Genomic DNA, 20256 nt, shown 5'->3' on the forward strand with positions numbered 1-20256 from the left:
GTTCACAGGATCCGCGGCACGTCGGTGCTGATCGGCACCGGCAGCACGGTCGGCCGGTCCGCCGCGAGCGCGGTGGTCAGCGCCGCACCGAGCCCGTCCAGCGTGGTCACCTCACCGGCGCAGCCGTAGCCGTGCGCCACAGCCGTCACGTCCAGCCCGGGCAGGTCCAGCGCGGGCACGCCCGGGGTGTGTTTCAGCTCGGCGAACGCCTTCAGGATCGCGTACTGCTGATTCACCGGGACCACGACGGCGAGCGGCAGCCGCAGCCGCGCCGCCGTCCACAACGCCTGGACCGAGTAGTGGAACGAGCCGTCCCCGACGACCGCGACCACCGGGCGGCCGCGCCCGGTGTCGCGTTCCGCGAGCGCCATGCCGACCGCCGCCGGCAGTCCGAAGCCGAGACCGCCGCTGGCCATCGTCAGGTACGAGCGCGGCCGCTCGATCGGCAGCCGGCGGCGCAGCGCGGCCAGGTTGGACGGCGACTCCTGCACCAGCACCCCGTCCGCCGGCCACGCGTCCGCCAGCGCGGCGAACAACGCGTCGGCGCTCGGCGGGTCGGCCGGTTCGGGCGGGGCCGGCTGCGGGCGCGGTGACGGCGCCGCCCGGCCGGTCGCCGGCAGCAGCTCGCGCAGCGCGGCCATGGTCAGCCCGGCGTCGCCGAGCAGGCTCTCCCCGACCGGGGCGCGCGCCGCCTCGTCCGGGTCGTCGGTGACGTGCAGCAGGCGTGCGTCGCCGGGCAGGTAGTCACCCGGCACGTGCGGGTAGTACCGGAACACCGGCGCACCCACCACCAGCACCACGTCGTGGCCGCGCAGCGCCTCCGACAGCGGCCCGATCGCGTACGGCAGCACGCCCCGGAAGTGCGGGTGCCGCTCGGGGAACACGGCCCGCTCCGGCGCCGGGGCGGCCCAGACCGGGACGGCCAGGTGCTCGGCCAGCGCGACCGCGTCCGGCCAGGCGTCCGACCGGTCCACCGCCGCGCCGAGCACCAGCGCCGGGGCGCGGGCGGCGGCCAGCGCCTCGGCGAAGGTCCGCAGCCGGTCCGGGTCCGGCGCGATCCGGGTGGCGACGGTACGCACCTGCGGCGGCGGGTCGGCCGGACGGTCCCAGTCGTCCATCGGCAGGGAGAGGAAGACCGGTCCGGCCGGGGGCTGCACCGCCGAGGCGTACGCCCGCATGAAGGCCGCCGGGATGTCCTGCGCGCGGGCCGGCTCGTGGGCCCACTTGACGTACGGCTGGGCCAGCTCGACCGCCCGGGGGCTGGCCAGGCGCGGCTCGATCAGCAGCATCTCGCGGGTCTGCTGACCGGCGCTGACGATCAGCGGCGTCCGGTTGTGCCAGGCGGTGACCAGGTTGCCCATGCCGTTGCCGGTGCCCGGCGCGGTGTGCAGGTTGACGTGCGCGGGCCGGCCGGTGCCCTGGGCGTAGCCGTCGGCCATGGCGACCGCCGACGCCTCCTGGAGCGCGTGCACGTAGTGGAAGTCGGCCGGGAAATCCTGGAGGAACGGCTCCTCGGTCGAGCCCGGGTTGCCGAAGACGGTGGTCAGGCCGAGCGCGCGCAGCAGGTCGTAGGTCGCCTCCCGCACCGTCGCCATCGCCGGCTGCCTCCGTTCCGCACGCGGATGCCGGAGCCGGCCCGGTGCCCAGTCTCCCGACCAGCCGAATCTATCGGGCCGAAGGCGACTTTTCGGGCGCTTCCCAGGCTCAGGGCAGCGGGAACGGCAGCTTGATCCCGTCCAGCGCGCTTCCGCACTCGCACTGCCGCTCGTCGGGCAGCGCGGCGACGGCGTCCAGCAGCAGACCGCGCAGCCGGTCGGTATTCTCCGCGAAGACCCGGAACACCTCCTCGTGGGTGACCGACTCGCCCGCCTCGACGCCCGCGTCCAGGTCCGTGACCAGCGCGATGGACGTGTAGCAGAGCGCCAGCTCGCGGGCCAGCACCGCCTCCGGGTGACCGGTCATGTTGACGATCGTGCCGCCCATCGAGGCGAACCAGCGCGACTCCGCCCGGGTCGAGAAGCGCGGACCCTCGACCACGACGACGGTCCCGCCGTCCACCGCCGGCACGCCGCGCCCGGCCGCCGTGTCCAGCAGCGTGCGCCGCCCGGCCGGGCAGTACGGGTCGGCGAACGACACGTGCACCGCGCCCCGGTCGTAGTAGGTCTGTGCGCGCCCGCTGGTGCGGTCGATCAACTGGTCCGGCACCACGAACGTCCCCGGGCCCAGCTCCGGCCGCAGGCCGCCGACCGCGCAGGGCGCCAGCACCTGGCGTACGCCCAGCGACCGCAGCGCCCACAGGTTCGCCCGGTACGGGATCAGGTGCGGCGGGTACCGGTGATCGCGCCCGTGCCGGGGCAGGAACGCCACCCGGCGGCCGCCCACCTCGGCGACGGTGATCGGGCCCGACGGCTCGCCGTACGGGGTGTCCACCACGTGCTCCACGCCGTCGAGCAGGGCGTAGAGACCCGACCCGCCGATCACCGCCAGTTCGGCCTGCGCCGCCATCCGGCCCTCCCTCGATCCGTCGTGATCACCCGCCCGTCAGACCTTAACCAGCGGGCCGGGCGCAGGCTATGGTGCGTGACATGGCGTTGACAGGGTGGACGGTCGACGGCCTCGGGCCCGTACGGGCGCACGGCTGACGGGTGTCGGACATGCAGAGTGAGGGGCAGGCGATCGGTGGCCGAGCCATGGAGTCGATGACCGGACGACTGCTGGTCGCGACACCAGGGCTCAAGGATCCGAACTTCGACCGTACGGTCGTGCTGCTCGTCGCCCACGAACCCGGCGGCGCCCTCGGGGTGGTGCTGAACCGGGCCACCGAGGTCTCCGTGGCCGACGTGCTCGGCGACTGGAGCGACCTGGCCCGCGACCCGGCCGTGCTGTTCGAGGGCGGCCCGGTGCAGCCCGACTCGGCCATCTGCCTGGCCCGCATGCGGCACCCCGTCCGGCCGGTCAAGGGCTTCCACCGCGTCTCCGGCGCGGTCGGCACGATCGACCTCTCCGTCGACCCGGAGAAGCTGCGCGAGGCCGTCGGCGGGATCCGGGTCTTCGCCGGTTACTCCGGCTGGGGCGCCGGGCAGGTGGAGCGCGAGATCGAGGAGGGCTCCTGGTTCGTGTTCGACGCCCTGCCCGGTGACGCGTTCGTCGACCGGCCGGATGATCTCTGGCCGATGGTGCTGCGCCGGCAGGGCGGCATGATGGCCGCGGTGGCCCACTTCCCGCCGGATGTGGCGCTTAACTGACCCCTCGGTGGGGGGACCCCGCGAGATGACCATGCCGGGGGGCGTGTGTATAGTTCTCTCCGTGCCCGGGCGACCGGGTGCGACCGCAAGGGGCCGTGGCGCAGCTGGTAGCGCACCACACTGGCAGTGTGGGGGTCAGGGGTTCGAGTCCCCTCGGCTCCACCCATGCGAGAACGCCCTGGTAGGGACATGATCCCGTACCAGGGCGTTTGTCGTATCCGTGGTGGCGGGCGGCAAGCGCCTTCGTGATCACCTTCGACGGCCGCAGCGCCAGCTAACCGTGCCGGACGGGTGCGGTGCGCGGTCCGCGGAGACCGTGAAGCAGGCGCAGCAGATCGGGCCACGTCTCGACCAGTGCGGCGTCCCGGTCCGGGGCCTCGGCGATCCGTAGCACTGCCTCGTTCATCGCGCCGGAGAGCAAGGTGGCAGTTGCCTCGGGCGAGTTGACCTCAAGGTGCCCGGCTGCTGCCAGCGTGGCCACCGCCTCGGCCAGGTGGTGCCCGGAAGCGGCCGCGTCCTGGCTGCGCCACGTGCGCCAACCCATCACCGCGGGCGCGTCGACCAGCAGGATCCGCCGGTGTGTGTCGTCGACACTGGCGGTGAGGAACGCCCGGCAGCCGGCGACCAGGCCGTCCCATGGATCGGCGACCGCCTCGGCGGCGCTGGCGACCGCAGCGGCGACCCGCTGTTGCGCGGCGGCTGCGACGGCTTCGAACAGGTGCTGCTTGCTGCGGTAGTGATGGTAGACCGCACCCCTGGTGACCTGGGCCGCGGCGGCCACTTCCTCCAGGCGGACGGCGGTGTAGCCGCGTTCGGCGAACAGGGCGGTAGCGACGTCCCGGATGCGCCGGCCGGTGATCTCGCTCTGCTCCTTGGTGGCTCGCGCCATGCCGCACCCTTCCTTTTACATGCGCCGTGTATGTATATTCCTCTTACCTGCACAGTGTATGTAAAGGGAGTTCGCCATGGCACTCGCCAGCTCGTACCCGGTCCTCATGACGACCGACGTGACCTCGGCCGCGGCCTTCTACCGCGAGCACTTCGGGTTCCAACCGACGTTCGAGACGGAGTGGTACGTGAGCCTGCGCCGCGACAACTGGGAACTGGCGGTGCTGGACAGCAGCCACGAGACCATCCCGGCGGCCTACCGCGGGCCGGTCGCCGGTGGGATGCTGCTCAACCTGGAGGTGGACGACGTCGACGCCGAGTGGGAGCGCCTGCGGCACCTGGAGGTCGTGCTTCCCGTCCGGACCGAAGAGTTCGGACAGCGGCACTTCATCGTCGCCGGCCCGGACGGTGTCCTGATCGACGTCATCACCAACGTGGAACCTGCGGAGGAGTACGCGGACAGGTTCATCTCCTAGCATCTCGCAGGGGAACGGCGCTCACGCGGCGCGGCCGGAGAGCACCAACGCCCAGCACAGCGCGCCGAACCCGGCCGTGCTCGCCAGCGTCCGGACCACGTTCCAGGTGACCCAGGTGGATTCGAAGCGCTCCCGCGCCGCAGCGGGATCCGCCGTGCCGGCCGCGGCGAGCGCGTCGTTCAGCGGCACGTTCACCGCCACGGTGACGACGAACATCACCAGGTACAGCGCGAGCCCGGCGACGATCCACGGCAGCGCCGGCCGGGCCGCCCCGCGCCACGCCAGCACCGCCGCGAACGCGGCCAGCACCGGCGTACCCAGGAACGCCAGCAGGAACCAGCCGTTGACGATTGTGACGTTGATGCGCTGCATGGCGTCCACGAACGTGCGGTCGTCCGCGCCGCGCAGCGCCGGCATCACGGCGTACGCGAACGCGGCGAACAGGCCCGCCATCAGCCCGGCCCCGACTGTGGCGCCGACCAGCGTCAGTTGTTGTACGAGTCGCATGTCCTCATCGAACCGCCGCGCGGTGAGACGGCCCATGGTCAGGACGCGCGATCCTGTGTTCAATCGTCTCCGTGGACGCCGTTTCCGGCCTGCTCGACGGCCCTCGGGCGCGGGGCGCCTTCCTGCTGCGCTCGATCCTCACCCCGCCCTGGTCGATGCGGATCCGGGACGAGGCGCCGCTCACGCTCGTCGCCGTGGTGCGCGGGGACGGCTGGATCGTGCCCGAGGAGGGGGAGGCCGCGCGGCTGACCGGCGGTGACGTGGCGATCGTGTGCGGCCCGGCCCCGTACACGGTCGCGGACGAGCCGGCCACGGCGCCGCAGGTGGTCGTGCACCCGGGCCAGCGCTGCACCACACCGGACGGGCGCGAGCTGTTCGCGATGACGCGCTGGGGCGTACGCACCTGGGGCAACGGGCCGGACGGCCGGACCGTGCTGCTCACCGGCACGTACCCGGTGCGGGGGACTGTCGGGAAGCGTTTGCTGGACGCGCTGCCGCCGCTCGCGGTGGTGCGGCGCGAGTCCTGGGACACGCCGCTGGTGCCGCTGCTGGCCGCCGAGATCGTCAAGGACGACCCCGGCCAGGAGGCGGTGCTCGACCGCCTGCTCGACCTGCTGCTCATCGCCGCGCTGCGGGAGTGGTTCGCCCGGCCGGGTGCCGCCGCACCCGCCTGGTACCGGGCGTACGCCGATCCGGTGGTCGGCCGCGCGCTGCGGATGCTGCACCACGACCCGGCCCGGCCGTGGACTGTGGCGTCGCTCGCCGCCGAGGTGGGGATGTCCCGGGCGGCGCTGGCCCGACGCTTCACCGCGCTGGTCGGCGAGCCGCCCGTGGCGTACCTGACGGGCTGGCGGCTGGCGCTCGCGGCCGACCTGCTCCGCGAGCCCGGCGCCACAGTCGGCGCGGTGGCCCGCCGGGTCGGCTACGGCAGCTCGTTCGCCCTGAGCACGGCGTTCAAACGCCGGTACGGCGTGAGCCCGCGCGGGCACGTCGACCCGGATAGATTGGCCGGATGACTGTCGACCTGTTCGCCGGCGTCCCGGTCCGCGACCTCGCGGTGGCGACGGACTGGTACGAGCGGCTGTTCGGCGCCCCGCCGCAGTTCCGGCCGAACGACAGCGAGGCGGTGTGGGAGCTGGCCGAACATCGCTACCTCTACGTCGACGTGCGGCCCGAGCACGCCGGTCACGCCATGCAGACGGTCTTCGTCGACGACCTCGACACCCGCGTCGCGGCGATCGCCGCCCGTGGTCTGACACCGGTCGCGCGGGAGACCTACGACAACGGCGTCCGCAAAGTGATCTTCCACGACCCGGACGGCAACGAGATCGGCTTCGGCGGCGGCCCGGCCTGACGGTCCGGCCGGGCCGCGTGGATTCGCGGCCCGGCCGGTGGCGTCAGCGGGGACGCCGCGTCTTCGGCAGGTCGAACTGGTCGGCCCGGCGGCAGTCCTTCGGGCCGCCGACCGCCTGGGGTCCGACCTCCTCCAGGGCCTTTCGGGCGCGCTGGCGGCCCAGGTTCCAGGCGTACCAGGGGTCGGGTTCGGCGAGGTCGTCGGCGATCCAGCTCAGCGTGCACCGGCGTACCGGGTCGGGGAGCTTGGCGAGCGCCGGGGTGGCGTCGGCGGACAGCGCCCGCAGGTACCAGGCGTCGATCTTGCCGGTCTGCTCGTACCGCAGCGTGTTGCGGCGGGCGACGTAGTCCTCCGGGTTGAGCACGGCCAGGCCCAGCAGCATCGCCACCGCCAGCGCGAGCGTGGTGCCGGGAATCCACCGGCCCTTCCACCGGACACCGGCCGCGATGATCATCAGGAAGACCGTGCCGAGCAGCATCTCGAACGCCATCACGAAGATCCGCTCGCCGGTGAAGCTGTAGACCTTCTGGTACGTCCACATCCGGGACAGCGCCGACGCCACGATCACCACGCTCAGCGCGCTGATCAGCCCGAGCAGCACACGCAGCAGGATGCGCTCGGCCGGCCGCTCCCGGCGGGCCCAGCGGCTCACCCCGCCGAGCACCGCCACCGTCAGCAGCGTGACGAACATCAGCTGCCAGAAGCCGCTGCGCGCGTACTCGGCGTAACTGAGCCCGGCGACCCGCTGCACGTGCCGCTGGCCGCCGAAGAGCGTGGTGAACTGCACCACCACGAACCCGGCGAACAGCAGCGCGAGCGCGCCGATGGCCGGCGCCCACTCCAGCAGGCCGAGGCGGCGCTCACCGGCGCGATCCACGGTGGACAGATCCGGCGGCGCGGCGAGCGTGTAGAGCCCGGCGACAGCGATCAGACCGCCCACCACGGCCAGGAACAACCAGCCGAACACCGTGCCGAGGTTGATCTCGGGGACGAGCTGGCCGAGCGCCTCGGAGAACGCCGCGTCGGCCGACGCGAGCAGGCTGCCGAAGACCACGAGCACCACGACCGTGGCGACGACCGAGACGGTCACCTTGCGCACCGTCGCCTCCTGCGGCGAGGCGGTGATGTGCCGGCGTACCCAGGGCAGGCCGCGCAACGCCGCGAACGGCGTGGCCACCAGGCCGAACAGGATCGAGCGCACCAGCCGCCCGCCGATGATCGCGAGGGTGGCGCAGCCGAGCGCGCCGAGCACGCAGAACGTCACGAGCCACCAGGCGTTGCGGAACGCCGGCACGGCGATCAGGGCCAGGGCGGCCGCCGCCCACCCGGCCCGGATGAGCTTGTCGGCGCGCGGCAGGTCCGCGGTCTTCGACCGGACCGCCAGCAGCACCGCGAGCGTGAGCGTCAGCCACCCCAGGAACCAGCCCACGCCGACGCGGCCGAGCGGCACGAACACCGCGCTGCCGACCGCGGCGGCCAGCACCGCGAGCGGTACGGCCCGCCCGGTCGCCGCCTTCGGGCCGGGCCACTTCGCGCCGAGGAACGAGGTCCGCGGCACCTGAGGTCGCGGCGCCCACGTCGGCGCCTGCGGGTGCCCGCTCCACCCCATTCCGGGGTACGGCGGCGCGGGCACCGGCCCACCGCCGTGCGGAGGCGGCGTGCCCGGAGCGCGCTGAGTACCCGGCGCGGGCGGCGGCCCGGAGGCCGGCTGCGCGCCCGGCGCGGCCCATGCTCCGGAGGCAGGCGCCTGCGTGGCGCCGGACGGGCCGGTAACCGCTGGCGTGCCGGGGGAGTCGGCTGTCGGTGGCGTGCCCGGGGGAGCGGCAGATGTCCGCGAGGCTCCCGACGGGCCGGAAGTCGCGGAATCGGCCGCCCGCGGAGCACCGTCGCCGGGGCGCGCGCCGGTCCCGGCTCCACCGGAGTCGGCCGTGGCCGCGTCTGCCGGGCCGGCATCCGGAGTGGACGATGCGGCGTCGCCGGTGGCCGAGGACGTTGCGCCAGCCTGCTCCCGGCGAGCCGCCGGAACGGCGTCCGGCGGGGCGGCGACGGGCTCTCCGCCCGTCGGACGGTCGGCGACGGGCTTCCCAGCCTCGGCTGCTGCCGCCGGACCGCCGTCGACCGGTGTGGACCCGGCCGCGGCGGTCGGGCCGCTCGCGCCGGCGGAAGGGGCCGAGCCCTCAGCCGGTGTGGACAGTGCGGCGGTGGTGCCGCTCGCGCCGGTGGCCGGGGCGGCGCCCTCCGCCGGGGAGCGCTCGGCGGCGGGCGCCGTCGCCTGGGCGGGCACCCCCGCCGTCGGCTGGCCGGGCGCGGGGACCAGCGGGAGGAACAACGCGTACCCCTGGGTGCCGGGCGGCACGGTGACCGGAATGGCCCAGCCGGGCTGGCCCTCGGCGCCCGGCCAGGGCACCGGCGTGGGCGCGCCCTCCATGGTGGGCAGCACCAGCAGGTACGGCTGTGCGGGGGCGGGGACGTCACCCGGCGCGGGCCCGGCCGCCGGGGCGGCGCGGGACGGCTCGGGGGACGGGGCCGGTTCGGTCAAGGGACGCTCCTCGATCACAGGGTTTCGTCACTGTAGGGCCCCTCCGGCGTCCGTCGCCGCCCCGGTTGTCCGTTCGGTCATGTCCCCTGGGCCGATCGGCGCGGATCGAACCTTTCGCGGCTCGCGGCCGTACCAGTGCGCGGGAGGTCGATCACATGGCCGCACGTCGCGCGCTCGCCGCGCTCGCCGCCGTCGCGGCGACGGTGCCGCTGACCGCCGCGCCGGCCGCGGCGCACGGTGCGCCGACCAGCCCGCTGAGCCGGTCCGCCGCGTGCGGGCCGGAGGGCGGCCGGGCGCAGACGCCCGCCTGCCGGGCCGCGATCGCCGCCGGAGCGGCGGTACGCGAGTGGGACAACATCCGGGTGGCCCGGATCGACGGGCGGGACCGGGAACGCATCCCGGACGGGGAACTGTGCAGCGGCGGGCTGTCCGCGTACCGGGGACTGGACCTGCCGCGCGCCGACTGGCCCGCCACCACGCTCACAGCCGGGGCGCGGCACACGTTCCGCTACCGCACCACCATCCCGCACCGGGGCACGTTCCGGTACTACGTCACCACCGGCTCGTACTCGCCGAAGCGTGCGCTGACCTGGGCGGACCTGGAGAAGAAGCCGTTCCTCCAGGTCACCGACCCGCCGATCCGCGCGGGCGCGTACGAGATGCGGGGACGGCTCCCAGCCGGGCGTACCGGCCGGCACCTCGTCTACGTCATCTGGCAGAACTCGGACACCCAGGACACGTACTACTCCTGCTCGGACGTGGTCTTCCGGGCGGCACGCGGTGAGTCGGACGCGTCACCGGCAGCGCCGAAGGCGAGCGCGTCGCCTCCGCGTACCCTCGCCGTGCCGGCGGCCGACGACGAGCCTGCGGTGCCGGTCGCGACGGTGACCGACGGCGGACCGCTGTCCCGGCCGCTCGTGGTCGGCGCGGCGGCGCTCGTCGTCGCGCTGCTCGCCGCGGCGGTGGTCGGACTGCGGCGGACCGGCGGGCCGCCGCCCGGGCGGCCGTGCGGTGTCCGCAACCACCGCGCCGGGCGGCGCCGCATCTGGTGACTCAGCCGAGCAGGCCCTCGATCTCGGCCAGGTCGTTCCCGGCGAGGTCGAGGTTGTCCAGCGCGGCCACGTTGCCCTCCAGCTGCGCCACGCTGCTCGCGCCGATGATGAGGCTGGTCATGCGCGGGTCGCGCAGCGCCCAGGCCAGGGCGAGCTGGGCAAGCGTCTGCCCGCGCCGCTCGGCCACCGCGGCGAGCCCCCGGACCGTCGCCATCGTCTCGTCGTCCAGGTCGCTCTCGTTCAGGAAGACGCTCGTGCGCACCCGCGAGTCGGCCGGGATGCCCTTGAGGTAACGGTCGGTGAGCAGGCCCTGGGCGAGCGGGCTGTACGCGATGCAGCCGGCGCCGACGCGCTCCAGCGTGTCCAGCAGGCCGTCCTCCTCCGTCCAGCGGTTCATCATCGAGTACGACGGCTGGTTGATCAGCAGCGGCGTACCCAGGTCGCGCAGGATCTCGGCGGCCCGCTCGGTCTGCTCCGAGTCGTAGTTGGAGATGCCCACGTAGAGCGCCTTGCCGGAGCGGACGATCGCGTCGAGCGCGCCCATCGTCTCCTCCAGCGGGGTCTCCGGGTCGAACCGGTGCGAGTAGAAGACGTCGACGTAGTCCAGCCCGAGACGGCGCAGCGACTGGTCCAGCGACGAGATCAGGTACTTGCGCGAACCCCACTCGCCGTACGGGCCGGGCCACATCAGATAACCGGCCTTGCTGGAGATCACCAGCTCGTCCCGGTACGGCTTCAGGTCGGTGGCGAGCAGCCGGCCGAAGTTCTCCTCCGCCGAACCGGGCGGCGGGCCGTAGTTGTTGGCCAGGTCGAAGTGGGTGATGCCGAGGTCGAAGGCGCGGCGGACGATGTCCCGCTGTCGCTCGAAGGGGCGGTCCGGTCCGAAGTTGTGCCACAGGCCGAGGGAGATGACAGGCAGCTTCAGCCCGCTCCGGCCGCTGCGCCGGTAGATCATCTCGTGGTAACGGTCGTCGCTGGCGAGGTATGTCACCAGGCCATTCTGTCCGCACCGGAGTGCGCACGCAGCGGCGCGGGTACGTTCGGCCTCATGCGTTACGTGCGGCTCGACACCCCCAAGCCCATTTCCAAGATCGGCCTCGGCACCTGGCAGTTCGGCTCCAAGGAGTGGGGCTACGGCCCGGAGTACGAGCGCCGGGCCGCCGAGATCGTCCGGCGGGCGCTCAACCTGGGCGTGACCCTGTTCGACACCGCCGAGTTGTACGGCTTCGGCCGCAGCGAGCGCATCCTCGGCGCGGCGCTGGGCGACGACCGCGCCAAGGTCGTGGTCGCCAGCAAGATCTTCCCGCTGCTGCCGGTCGCGCCGGTGGTGCAGCAGCGGGCGGTCGCCTCCGCCGCCCGGCTCGGCGTCGACGGCATCGACCTCTACCAGGTGCACCAGGCCAACCCGGTGGTCGCCGACACCACCACCATGCGCGGCATGCGCTCGTTGCAGGACGTCGGGCTGGTCGGCGAGGTCGGCGTCAGCAACTACGGCCTGCGCCGGTGGCGGTTCGCCGAGGCCGCGCTGGGCCGCCGGGTGCTGAGCAACCAGGTCCGCTACAGCATGATCGACCGCGGCCCCGAGGAAGACCTCATCCCGTACGCGGAGCAGGCCGGCCGCATCGTCATCGCGTACTCGCCGCTGGCACAGGGTTTCCTCTCCGGCCGATACGACGCCACGAACCCGCCCGCCGGGGCGGTACGCCGGGCCAACCCGTACTTCCTGCCGGAGAACCTGGAACGCGGCACCCAGCTCATCGCCACGCTGCGCGAGGTGGCCGACGCGCACGACGCCACGCCGAGCCAGATCGCGCTCGCGTACGTGCTGCGGCACCCGAACGTGGTGGCCATCCCGGGCGCCTCCGGGGTCGAGCAGATGGAACGCAACGCGGCCGCCGCCGAGATCGACCTCGCCGACGACGAGTACGCCGCGCTGGTCGCCGCCGCGCACGCGTTCCGCCCGGTCACCGGCCTGGCCGCCGTACCCCGGATGGTCCGCGCCCGCCTCGGCAAGTGAGTGGCGTTCCGGCGGCTTCCCTTGTCGCGACATCGACGACGGAGGCCGCCGGTCATCGGAGCGCGCTAGCGTGGGTCGGGTGACCGCTCCCAACCAGGTTTCCCCGGTCCCGCCCGCCGACCTGCCGAGCACGCTCGGCGAGCTGCGCGCGACCGGTCACCAGTACCGCACGGTCAAACAGGAACTCCGAGACAACCTCCTCGCCCGGATGGGCTCCGGCGAGGAGCGCTTCCCCGGCATCGTGGGCTACGAGGACACGGTGCTGCCCGAGGTCGAGCGCGCGCTGCTCGCCGGGCACGACATGGTGCTGCTCGGCGAGCGCGGGCAGGGCAAGACCCGGCTGATCCGCTCGCTCGGCGGGCTGCTGGACGAGTGGACCCCGGTGATCCCCGGCTCGGTGCTCAACGAGCACCCGATGCACCCGATCACCCCCGCCTCCCGGGCGCTCGTCGACTCGGCCGGCGACGACCTGCCGATCGGCTGGCTGCACCGCTCGATGCGGTACGGCGAGAAGCTCGCCACGCCGGACACCAGCGTCGGCGACCTGATCGGCGACGTCGACCCGATCCGCCTCGCCCAGGGGCGCACGCTCGGCGACCCGGAGACCATCCACTTCGGGCTCGTACCGCGCACCAACCGGGGCGTCTTCGCCGTCAACGAGCTGCCCGACCTGGCCGAACGCATCCAGGTGGCGCTGCTCAACGTGCTGGAGGAACGCGACATCCAGGTTCGCGGCTACCAGTTGCGGCTGCCGCTGGACCTGCTGCTGGTGGCCAGCGCCAACCCGGAGGACTACACCAACCGGGGCCGCATCATCACGCCGCTGAAGGACCGGTTCGGCGCGGAGATCCGTACCCACTACCCGCTCGACCTCGATCTGGAGCTGGCGCTGATCCGGCAGGAGGCCGACCTGGTCGCCGTGGTGCCGGAGCACGTGCTGGAGGTGCTCGCCCGGTTCGCCCGTGACGTGCGGGAATCCCCGTCGGTCGACCCGCGCTCCGGCGTGTCCGCCCGGTTCGCCATCGCCGCCGCCGAGACGGTGGCCGCCGCCGCGTTGCGCCGTTCGGGTCTGCTGGCCGGTGCCGGTGCCGGTGCCGGTGCCGGTGCCTCGGCTTCGGCCGGTGCCGGGTCGGCGTCCCGTCCGGAGGCGCCGGTGGCCCGGATCGGGGACACCGTGTCGGTGACCTCCACGCTGCGCGGCAAGGTCGAGTTCGAGAGCGGCGAGGAGGGGCGCGAGATCGAGGTGCTCGCGCACCTGCTGCGTACCGCCACCGCCGAGACGTTCCGCGCCCGCCTCGCCGGGCTCGACCTGTCCGGCTTCACCGCGATCGTCGCCGAGGGCGGCGCCGTCGAGACCGGCGAGCTGGTCTCCTCGGCCGAGCTGCTGCGCCAGGTCGGCACCGTACCGGGGCTGGCCAAGGTGCTCGACCGGCTCGGGCTCGGCGACGCGCCCAGCCCGGAGGAGGCGGCGGCCGGCATCGAGTTCGTGCTGGAAGGGCTGCACCTGACCCGCCGGCTCGGCAAGGACGTCACCGACTCCGGGCGCACCGTCTACGGGGACCGGGACTGACAGTGGTCGGCGGCAACCGCTTCCGGTACGGGCAGTGGCGCGGCGGACCCGACCCGCTCGCCCCGCCGTACGACGTGCGCGCCGCGGTGGACGCGGTCGGCTCGGACGTGCTGGCCGGCGGCAGCCTGCGCGAATCGCTGCGTGAGCTGCTGCGACGTGGTCCGCAGGGGCGCGGCGGGCTGGACGACCTGGCCGCCCGCGCCCGCCGTCTGCGCCGGGAGGCGCTGCGCCGCGGCGACCTCGACGGCGCCGTCACCCGGGCCCGGGCCCTGCTCGACCAGGCGCTCGCCGCCGAACGCGACGAGCTGCGCGGCCGCGACGGCGACGAGGCCCGGTTCGCCGAGGCCGTGCTCGACAACCTGCCCCGCTCCACCGCCCGCGCGGTGTCGGAGCTCTCCGGGTATGAGTGGGCCAGCGCGGAGGCACGGCAGACGTACCAGCGGATCCTCGACGGGCTGCGCGGCGACGTGCTGGAGCAGCGCTTCGCCGGGCTGCGCGACGCGGCCCGGGCCACCGCCGACCCGGCCGTCCAGCGGCAGCTCGCCGAGATGATGCGCGACCTCAACGACCTGCTCGCCCGGCACGCCCGCTCCGAGGACACCACCGACGCGTTCGCCGAGTTCATGCGCCGCCACGGGGAGTTCTTCCCGGAACGGCCCAAGGACGTCGACGAGCTGATCGACGTGCTGGCCCGGCGGGCGGCAGCCGGTGAGCGGCTCATGCGGTCGCTCTCGGACCGGCAGCGCGAGGAACTGGCCGGGCTGATGCGCCAGTCGCTCGGCGACCGGCTCGCCGGTGAGCTGTCTCAGCTCGACGCCCACCTGCGGTCGCTGCGGCCGGACCTGAACTGGCAGCGCGGCGAGCGGGTCCGCGGCGACGAGCCGCTCGGCTACGGCGAGGCCACCGGCGCACTCGACGAGATCGCCGAACTCGACGAGCTGCTGGACTCCCTCGACCAGGACCAGCCCGGTGCCACACTCGACGACGTCGACGTGGAGGCGGTCGCCCGCACGCTCGGCCGGGACGCCGCCGACGACGTACGCCGGTTGCGGGAGCTGGAACGCGAACTGCGCCGCCAGGGCTGGGTCACCCGGGACGCGGAAGGGCTGACGCTCAGTCCGAAGGCGCTGCGCCGGCTCGCCGGCACCGCGCTGCGGCGCGTCTTCGCCGACCTGACGGCCGGCCCGCGCGGCCAGCACGACCTCCGCTCGGCCGGCGCGGCCGGCGAGGTGAGCGGTGCGTCCCGCCCCTGGGAGTACGGCGACGAGCAGCCGCTGGACGTGGTGCGCACGCTCACCCGGGCGGTACGCCGGGCCGGTCCCGGAGTGCCGGTGCCGCTCGCGGTCGAGGACTTCGAGGTGATGGAGACCGAACGGCGGGCGTCGGCGGCTGTGGTGCTCTGCGTCGACCTGTCGTACTCGATGATCTCGCAGGGGCGCTGGGGCCCGATGAAGCAGACCGCGCTGGCCCTGTCGCACCTGATGGCGACCCGATTCCCGCAGGACGCGTTGCAGATCGTCGGCTTCGGCCGGGAGGCGATGCCGCTCACCCAGCAGGAGCTGGCGGCGGTGGAGCCGGACATGCAGCAGGGCACCAACCTCCAGCACGCGCTGCGGATCGCCGGCCGGCACCTGCGCCGGCACCCGGGTGCCGAGCCGGTGGTGCTGGTGGTGACCGACGGCGAGCCGACAGCGCACCTGGACCCGGAGGACGGCGAGGCGTACTTCCACTGGCCGCCGCTGCCGGAGACCATCTCGGCGACGATCCGGGAGGTGGACCGGCTGACCCGGTACGGCGCCACGCTCAACCTGTTCATGCTGGGCGACGACCCGGGTCTGCGCCGGTTCGTGGACGCGGTGGCGCGACGCTCGGGTGGCCGCATGTTCACCCCGGACCTGGACGACCTGGGCGAGTACGTGGTCTCCGACTACTTACGCTCCCGCCACGGCCGCCGCTGAGTTCCCTCCCGGCACCCTCTCGCTCGCCCCTGTTCGCTCTCTCGTCGATCTTGGAGTCGTGGCGCCCACGATGCCCGACTCGCGGCGTCCCCGAGGCGCCACAACTCCAAGATCGACAGCTCGCCGCCCAAGGCCCCTCCGCGCTCGCCGATCTTGCACTTCGGTGCCCCGCAAACCGCGCGAATGGGACACCCGGAGGGCGCGAACTGCAAGATCGCGCGGGTGCTCCCCGGCACTCGCTCCCACCCCTCGACCAGCCCTGCCCCGGATGGGTCGATCATGAAGTTAGCGGCATTTGGTGTCCGGTTTGTCACCGCCAACTTCATGATCGACCGCCAGGGTGGATGCCCGTGGTGCGACCCGTGCACGCGATTCACTGGATGCTGGCGGTGGGTGGGGCGCCCTGCTGCCTGCCTCCCCCCGCCTCGGCGACCTGAGCCGTCTGTAGATCTTGGTACGAAGTGGCCCCTGTAGGGGCCATTTCGTACCAAGATCTACGGCCGCTCCTGGGGTACGGACGATGTATCTCAGGTGATGGAAGATCACACTGGGCAGCTTGTCGGTGTGGTGTCCGCTCCAAGCCGGGTGAGCGGAGTGTCCGGTTCGGGGGTGGTGGGCGGCACTCTGGGGGTGGAATCGCTGGCGGGTGGGTGGCGTTGTAATCGGGTGAGCGACCGAGTACCTGCCGGCCCTGAGAAGGGGCCGCTGGCTGTGGGAACAGTCCCGGGGCCGGTGGTCGTTGAGTTCGGTTCTGGCGACATGAGCCGCGGGGAATGATCCTGGCGGGCTGGTCGTTGAACACGGTTCCGACGACGTGAACCCCCGCGCCCCTCCGGTGGCGTGCGCCGCCTCGGGAATGGTGGCGGGTGGCGGGTCGTTGGACATGCTTCCGGCGCCGCGCAGAGGCAACCCCCTGCCGCGCGAGCAGCCGAGATCCCCCTTGAAGACTTTCTTGAGCGCCTGACGGTGCCCGCGCATCCCGTCCCCCGGGTGCGTCGACCCCCGAATGGAGCATTTCTGATGAACACGATTCTGCGGAAGAGCGTTCTGGGTATTGCTGGTCTGGCCTTCACCGGTGGCGTCTTCGCCGGCCCGGTGGCCGCTCACGCGGCGGACACCACCCACGCGGTCAAGCCGGTGAGCGTCACGGTGCAGGGTGACAAGCTGATCCCGCACGGTGTGCAGGGCGCCCAGTCCCGTATCGACCTGAACGACGAGCAGACCAAGAATGTGAAGGCGATCATCGCCGCGACGAAGAAGGCCGGCATGGACGAGCGCGCCGCGGTCGTCTCCATCGCTACGGCGTTGCAGGAGTCGAAGCTGGAGAACCTCGGCCACCTCGGTGACCGTAACGACCACGACTCGCAGGGCCTGTTCCAGCAGCGCCCCTCCTCCGGTTGGGGCACGGTCGAGCAGATCACCGACCCCGAGTACTCCACGACCGCGTTCCTGAAGGGTCTGAAGCAGGTCGACGGCTGGCAGGACATGCCGCTGACCAAGGCCGCCCAGACCGTCCAGGTCAGTGCTTACCCGGACCACTACGCCCAGTGGGAGCAGCAGGCCGCCGACCTGGTCGCCGAGCACTGGAACAAGTAAGAGACACGAAGGCCGGCACCCCGAACCAAGGGGTGCCGGCCTTCACGCGTCCGGGTGAACCGGGCGCGGTAGCAGGGGTGGTCCCGGCCGCGGCGAGGGTTGGATGCGGGGCATGGACGAGGTGGACGCCCCGGCACTGCGGCAGGCGTACGAGGAGTTGTTCGCGGAGATCGACGCGGGCGGGTTCGGGCCGCCGCCGGAAGGGCAGTTGAGCGCCGAGCAGATCGTCGCGCACCTCGCCGCCAACGACGAGCTGATGAGTGAGGCGACCGAGGCGGTGCTGGCCGGCTCGCCGTTCGCCTACTACGACCTGGACACCATCCACCGTCCGCAACTCGACGCGTTGGTCTCCGAGTGCGGCGGGCTGGACGGCCTGGCCGCGTTGTTCCGGGCAACCAGCCAGAAGCTGTGCGCGTTGGCGGAGCGGCTCGGCCCGGCGGCTGAGACACCTGTGGACACGGTGCTGCGCGAGGGCTTCGACCTGGACGTGGATGACTCCCTGCCCTGGGGCAGAGCGCTGGACCTGCACATCCGCGTACACCTGCCGCTGCACCTGGCGCAGCTCCGCGCCCTGCGCCGCCAGCCCCACCTAGCCTGACCGCCAGACCGCCTGACCGCCAGACCGTCGATCAAGGAGTTGTGGCGGTGGACAACTCCGACACGTCCGGCCTTCCAGGCGCCACAACTCCAAGATCGACGGAAGTGGAGCGCGGGGCAGGAGACGGGCGGAACGTTCGGCGGTAGGCGGTGGGGGATACACCGACCCGGGCGTGGAAGTGCTGGCGCAGCGCGGCCGTGGTGCCGAAACCCGCGTCCCGGGCGATCCGGTCGACGCTCAGATCCGTCGTCTCCAGCAGCACCCGGGCGTGCTCGGTGCGCTGCTGGAGCAGCCACTGGGCCGGGCTGAGCCCGGTCTCCGAACGGAAGTGCCGGGTGAACGTACGGACGCTCATCCGCGCGTGCGCCGCCATCTCGCGCAGCGCCACCGGCTCGTGCAGCCGCTGCCGCGCCCACTCGCGGGTGGCGGCGGTGCCGTTGTCCGCGCCGCGGGGCACCGGCCGCTCGATGTACTGGGCCTGCCCGCCGTCGCGCCACGGCGGCACCACGCAGCGCCGGGCCGCCCGGTTGGCCACCGCGCTGCCGTGGTCGGTGCGGACGACGTGCAGGCACAGGTCGATGCCGGCGGCCACCCCGGCCGAGGTGAGCACGCGACCGTCGTCGACGAACAGCACGTCGGGGTCGAGCCGTACGCCGGGGTGCAGGCGGCGGAAGCGCGACGCGTACGCCCAGTGGGTGGTGGCCGGACGGCCGTCGAGCAGGCCGGCGGCGGCGAGCACGAACGCGCCGGTGCAGATGGACATGACGCGGGCACCCCTGTCGTACGCCGCCCGCAACGCGTCGGCCACCTCGACCGGAACCGTGCCGTCGGAAAGCGGCGAGCCGGCGTGGATGCCGGGGACGATCACCGTGTCGGCGCTGCCCAGCAGTTCGAGGCCGTGGTCGGGGAGGACCTGGAAGCCGGCGCTGCTGCGTACCGGCAGGCCGCCGGGAGTGCAGGTGGCCACCGCGTACAGCGGGGTGCGGTCGTCGGCGCGGGCGGCGCCGAGGACCTGGGCCGGGGTGCCGAGGTCGAGCGCCACCACGCCGTCGAGGGCGAGGACGGCGACCCGGTGCGGTACGGACATGGCCCGATTATTGCGCACGATGGCTTTCCGGCCACTCGTCGGAGGAGCCGCCCGGCCCGAGACTCGGCTGGTGAAGCGATCCCGCCTGCATCCGGCCTGGCTCGTCGCCGCCGTCGCCTTCGTCGCGCTCGTCGGCGCGGCCGGTTTCCGGGCCACCCCCGGCGTGCTGCTGCACCCGCTGCACGGCGAGTTCGGCTGGCCGCTGGCGACCATCTCCGCCGCCGTCTCGGTCAACCTGCTGCTGTACGGCCTCACCGCACCGTTCGCCGCCGCGCTGATGGACCGGTTCGGCATCCGCCGCGTGGTGGCCGGCGCGCTGGTGCTGGTGGCCGCCGGCAGCGGCCTGACCGTGGGGATGACGCAGAGCTGGCAGCTCATCCTGTGCTGGGGCGTCCTCGTCGGGCTGGGCACCGGCTCGATGGCCCTGGCGTTCGTGGCGACGGTGACCGGGCGCTGGTTCGTCGAGCGCCGCGGCCTGGTGACCGGCGTGCTCACCGCGGGCGGCGCGGCCGGGCAGCTGGTCTTCCTTCCGCTGCTCGCGGTGCTGGTGCGCGACCACGGCTGGCGCACGGCGGCACTCGTCGTGGCCGGGGCCGCTCTGGCGGTCGTACCCCTTGTGGTGTGGTTGTTGCGGGAGCACCCGGCGGACCTGGGGCGGCCCGCCTACGGCGCGACGGAGGTCGTGCCGCCGCCGCGGCCGGAGGGCGGCGCGGCGGCCCGGGCGGTCGGCGCGCTCGCCGCCGCCGCGCGGACGCGGCCGTTCTGGCTGCTCGCCGGCGGGTTCGCGATCTGCGGCGCGACCACGAACGGCCTGGTGGGTACGCACTTCGTGCCCGCCGCGCACGACCACGGCATGCCGGAGACCACAGCCGCCAGCCTGCTCGCCGTGGTCGGGCTCTTCGACATCGCCGGCTCGATCGCCTCCGGCTGGCTCACCGACCGGGTCGACCCCCGGCTGCTGCTCGGCGCCTACTACGCGCTGCGCGGGGCGTCGCTGCTGGTGCTGCCGAGCCTGTTCGCCGGTACGGCCCGGCCGAGCATGCTGGTCTTCATCGTCTTCTACGGGCTGGACTGGGTGGCGACGGTCCCGCCGACAGTGGCGCTGTGCCGGGAGTGGTTCGGCGCATCCGGCGCCGTGGTGTTCGGCTGGGTGTTCGCCGCACACCAGTTCGGCGCCGCGCTGGCGGCCACCGGCGCCGGTCTGGTCCGGGACCGGCTCGGTGACTACGCGATGGCCTGGTACGTGGCGGGCGCGCTGTCGGTCGGCGCGGCCGGACTGTCGCTGCTGCTGCGCCGCCGCGGCGCCGGCGAGCGCGCGTTCACGTTGCCGGTGGCAGCGGGCCGGCGGGCCTGGAGCTACCGGGGTTGA

At 73.5% G+C, this 20256-nt stretch carries 18 protein-coding genes and 1 tRNA gene; 12 read left to right on the plus strand and 7 right to left on the minus strand.

The annotated features are described in order from the left end of the window. Positions 1-2: 2 nt before the first annotated feature. Positions 3-1595 (minus strand): benzoylformate decarboxylase, encoded by a 1593-nt coding sequence (mdlC, locus tag ACN27D_RS21245; RefSeq protein WP_421499809.1) that lies wholly within the window; start codon positions 1593-1595, stop codon positions 3-5. Between the two features lie 109 nt (positions 1596-1704). Next, positions 1705-2505, minus strand: coding sequence for an S-methyl-5'-thioadenosine phosphorylase (locus tag ACN27D_RS21250; RefSeq protein WP_421499810.1), 801 nt, complete (start codon positions 2503-2505; stop codon positions 1705-1707). 149 nt (positions 2506-2654) lie between these two features. Here ACN27D_RS21250 and ACN27D_RS21255 point away from each other — a divergent pair, with 149 nt between their 5' ends. Both ACN27D_RS21255 and ACN27D_RS21260 read left to right on the plus strand, forming a co-directional pair. Continuing rightward, a complete protein-coding gene (locus tag ACN27D_RS21255) occupies positions 2655-3245 on the plus strand; it encodes a YqgE/AlgH family protein (RefSeq protein ID WP_091418814.1) in 591 nt (196 codons plus the stop codon). Positions 3246-3334: 89 nt separating this feature from the next. Beyond that, a tRNA-Ala gene (locus tag ACN27D_RS21260) sits at positions 3335-3407 on the plus strand. A 112-nt stretch (positions 3408-3519) separates the two neighbouring features. On the opposite strand, the gene ACN27D_RS21265 is transcribed toward ACN27D_RS21260, so the two are convergent. Next, a complete protein-coding gene (locus ACN27D_RS21265) occupies positions 3520-4134 on the minus strand; it encodes a TetR family transcriptional regulator (protein ID WP_421499811.1) in 615 nt (204 codons plus the stop codon). A 76-nt stretch (positions 4135-4210) separates the two neighbouring features. On the opposite strand from ACN27D_RS21265, the gene ACN27D_RS21270 reads away from it, so the two are divergent. Then, on the plus strand, positions 4211-4609 hold the full coding sequence (locus tag ACN27D_RS21270) for a VOC family protein (protein WP_358169645.1): 399 nt from the start codon (positions 4211-4213) through the stop codon (positions 4607-4609). 21 nt (positions 4610-4630) lie between these two features. Here ACN27D_RS21270 and ACN27D_RS21275 read toward each other — a convergent pair whose 3' ends face one another. Next, positions 4631-5116, minus strand: a complete 486-nt coding sequence (locus ACN27D_RS21275) for a DUF1772 domain-containing protein (RefSeq protein WP_421499812.1) — start codon at positions 5114-5116, stop codon at positions 4631-4633. A 71-nt stretch (positions 5117-5187) separates the two neighbouring features. On the opposite strand from ACN27D_RS21275, the gene ACN27D_RS21280 reads away from it, so the two are divergent. Next, positions 5188-6132, plus strand: coding sequence for an AraC family transcriptional regulator (locus tag ACN27D_RS21280; protein ID WP_421499813.1), 945 nt, complete (start codon positions 5188-5190; stop codon positions 6130-6132). Beyond that, on the plus strand, positions 6129-6470 hold the full coding sequence (locus ACN27D_RS21285) for a VOC family protein (RefSeq protein WP_357897876.1): 342 nt from the start codon (positions 6129-6131) through the stop codon (positions 6468-6470). The genes ACN27D_RS21280 and ACN27D_RS21285 overlap by 4 nt, the downstream gene beginning before the upstream one ends. Before the next feature lie 43 nt (positions 6471-6513). Here ACN27D_RS21285 and ACN27D_RS21290 read toward each other — a convergent pair whose 3' ends face one another. After that, entirely contained in the window at positions 6514-9009 is a 2496-nt protein-coding gene (locus ACN27D_RS21290) for a DUF4153 domain-containing protein (protein WP_421499814.1), read from the minus strand. 155 nt (positions 9010-9164) lie between these two features. Here ACN27D_RS21290 and ACN27D_RS21295 point away from each other — a divergent pair, with 155 nt between their 5' ends. Further along, on the plus strand, positions 9165-10061 hold the full coding sequence (locus ACN27D_RS21295; protein WP_421499815.1) for a lytic polysaccharide monooxygenase auxiliary activity family 9 protein: 897 nt from the start codon (positions 9165-9167) through the stop codon (positions 10059-10061). 1 nt (position 10062) lies between these two features. Here ACN27D_RS21295 and mgrA read toward each other — a convergent pair whose 3' ends face one another. Next, positions 10063-11052: an L-glyceraldehyde 3-phosphate reductase gene (gene mgrA, locus ACN27D_RS21300; protein ID WP_421499816.1), complete on the minus strand. Its 990-nt coding sequence runs from the start codon at positions 11050-11052 to the stop codon at positions 10063-10065. 57 nt (positions 11053-11109) lie between these two features. Between mgrA and ACN27D_RS21305 the strand changes: the two genes are divergently transcribed. The 5 genes from ACN27D_RS21305 to ACN27D_RS21325 all read left to right on the plus strand — a co-directional run bounded on the left by ACN27D_RS21305 (position 11110) and on the right by ACN27D_RS21325 (position 17800). Then, positions 11110-12078, plus strand: coding sequence for an aldo/keto reductase (locus ACN27D_RS21305; RefSeq protein ID WP_421499817.1), 969 nt, complete (start codon positions 11110-11112; stop codon positions 12076-12078). 70 nt (positions 12079-12148) lie between these two features. Then, positions 12149-13648 carry a magnesium chelatase gene (locus ACN27D_RS21310; RefSeq protein ID WP_421499818.1) on the plus strand — a complete coding sequence of 500 codons (1500 nt, stop codon included), beginning with the start codon at positions 12149-12151 and terminating at the stop codon, positions 13646-13648. Between the two features lie 2 nt (positions 13649-13650). Then, entirely contained in the window at positions 13651-15606 is a 1956-nt protein-coding gene (locus ACN27D_RS21315) for a vWA domain-containing protein (RefSeq protein WP_421499819.1), read from the plus strand. Between the two features lie 1020 nt (positions 15607-16626). Continuing rightward, on the plus strand, positions 16627-17202 hold the full coding sequence (locus ACN27D_RS21320; protein ID WP_409072955.1) for a hypothetical protein: 576 nt from the start codon (positions 16627-16629) through the stop codon (positions 17200-17202). 103 nt (positions 17203-17305) lie between these two features. Next, complete coding sequence (locus tag ACN27D_RS21325) at positions 17306-17800, plus strand: hypothetical protein (RefSeq protein WP_013284249.1); 495 nt, start codon at positions 17306-17308, stop codon at positions 17798-17800. Between the two features lie 31 nt (positions 17801-17831). On the opposite strand, the gene ACN27D_RS21330 is transcribed toward ACN27D_RS21325, so the two are convergent. Continuing rightward, positions 17832-18887, minus strand: coding sequence for a GlxA family transcriptional regulator (locus ACN27D_RS21330; protein ID WP_421499820.1), 1056 nt, complete (start codon positions 18885-18887; stop codon positions 17832-17834). Between the two features lie 70 nt (positions 18888-18957). Between ACN27D_RS21330 and ACN27D_RS21335 the strand changes: the two genes are divergently transcribed. Then, the gene (locus ACN27D_RS21335; protein ID WP_421499821.1) at positions 18958-20256 is read left to right on the plus strand and encodes an MFS transporter; all 1299 of its coding nucleotides are present in this window, start codon (positions 18958-18960) and stop codon (positions 20254-20256) included.

Origin of the sequence: Micromonospora sp. WMMD1274, from assembly GCF_049179035.1 — a bacterium.
Lineage (GTDB): Bacteria > Actinomycetota > Actinomycetes > Mycobacteriales > Micromonosporaceae > Micromonospora > Micromonospora tulbaghiae.

Bases quoted from the DNA above. Each gene is read 5' to 3' on its own strand.
- mdlC (WP_421499809.1), bottom strand. From the start codon at position 1,595: ATGGCGACGGTGCGGGAGGCGACCTACGACCTGCTGCGCGCGCTCGGC.
- ACN27D_RS21250 (WP_421499810.1), bottom strand. From the start codon at position 2,505: ATGGCGGCGCAGGCCGAACTGGCGGTGATCGGCGGGTCGGGTCTCTAC.
- ACN27D_RS21255 (WP_091418814.1), top strand. From the start codon at position 2,655: ATGCAGAGTGAGGGGCAGGCGATCGGTGGCCGAGCCATGGAGTCGATG.
- ACN27D_RS21265 (WP_421499811.1), bottom strand. From the start codon at position 4,134: ATGGCGCGAGCCACCAAGGAGCAGAGCGAGATCACCGGCCGGCGCATC.
- ACN27D_RS21270 (WP_358169645.1), top strand. From the start codon at position 4,211: ATGGCACTCGCCAGCTCGTACCCGGTCCTCATGACGACCGACGTGACC.
- ACN27D_RS21275 (WP_421499812.1), bottom strand. From the start codon at position 5,116: ATGCGACTCGTACAACAACTGACGCTGGTCGGCGCCACAGTCGGGGCC.
- ACN27D_RS21285 (WP_357897876.1), top strand. From the start codon at position 6,129: ATGACTGTCGACCTGTTCGCCGGCGTCCCGGTCCGCGACCTCGCGGTG.
- ACN27D_RS21295 (WP_421499815.1), top strand. From the start codon at position 9,165: ATGGCCGCACGTCGCGCGCTCGCCGCGCTCGCCGCCGTCGCGGCGACG.
- ACN27D_RS21305 (WP_421499817.1), top strand. From the start codon at position 11,110: ATGCGTTACGTGCGGCTCGACACCCCCAAGCCCATTTCCAAGATCGGC.
- ACN27D_RS21320 (WP_409072955.1), top strand. From the start codon at position 16,627: ATGAACACGATTCTGCGGAAGAGCGTTCTGGGTATTGCTGGTCTGGCC.
- ACN27D_RS21325 (WP_013284249.1), top strand. From the start codon at position 17,306: ATGCGGGGCATGGACGAGGTGGACGCCCCGGCACTGCGGCAGGCGTAC.
- ACN27D_RS21330 (WP_421499820.1), bottom strand. From the start codon at position 18,887: ATGTCCGTACCGCACCGGGTCGCCGTCCTCGCCCTCGACGGCGTGGTG.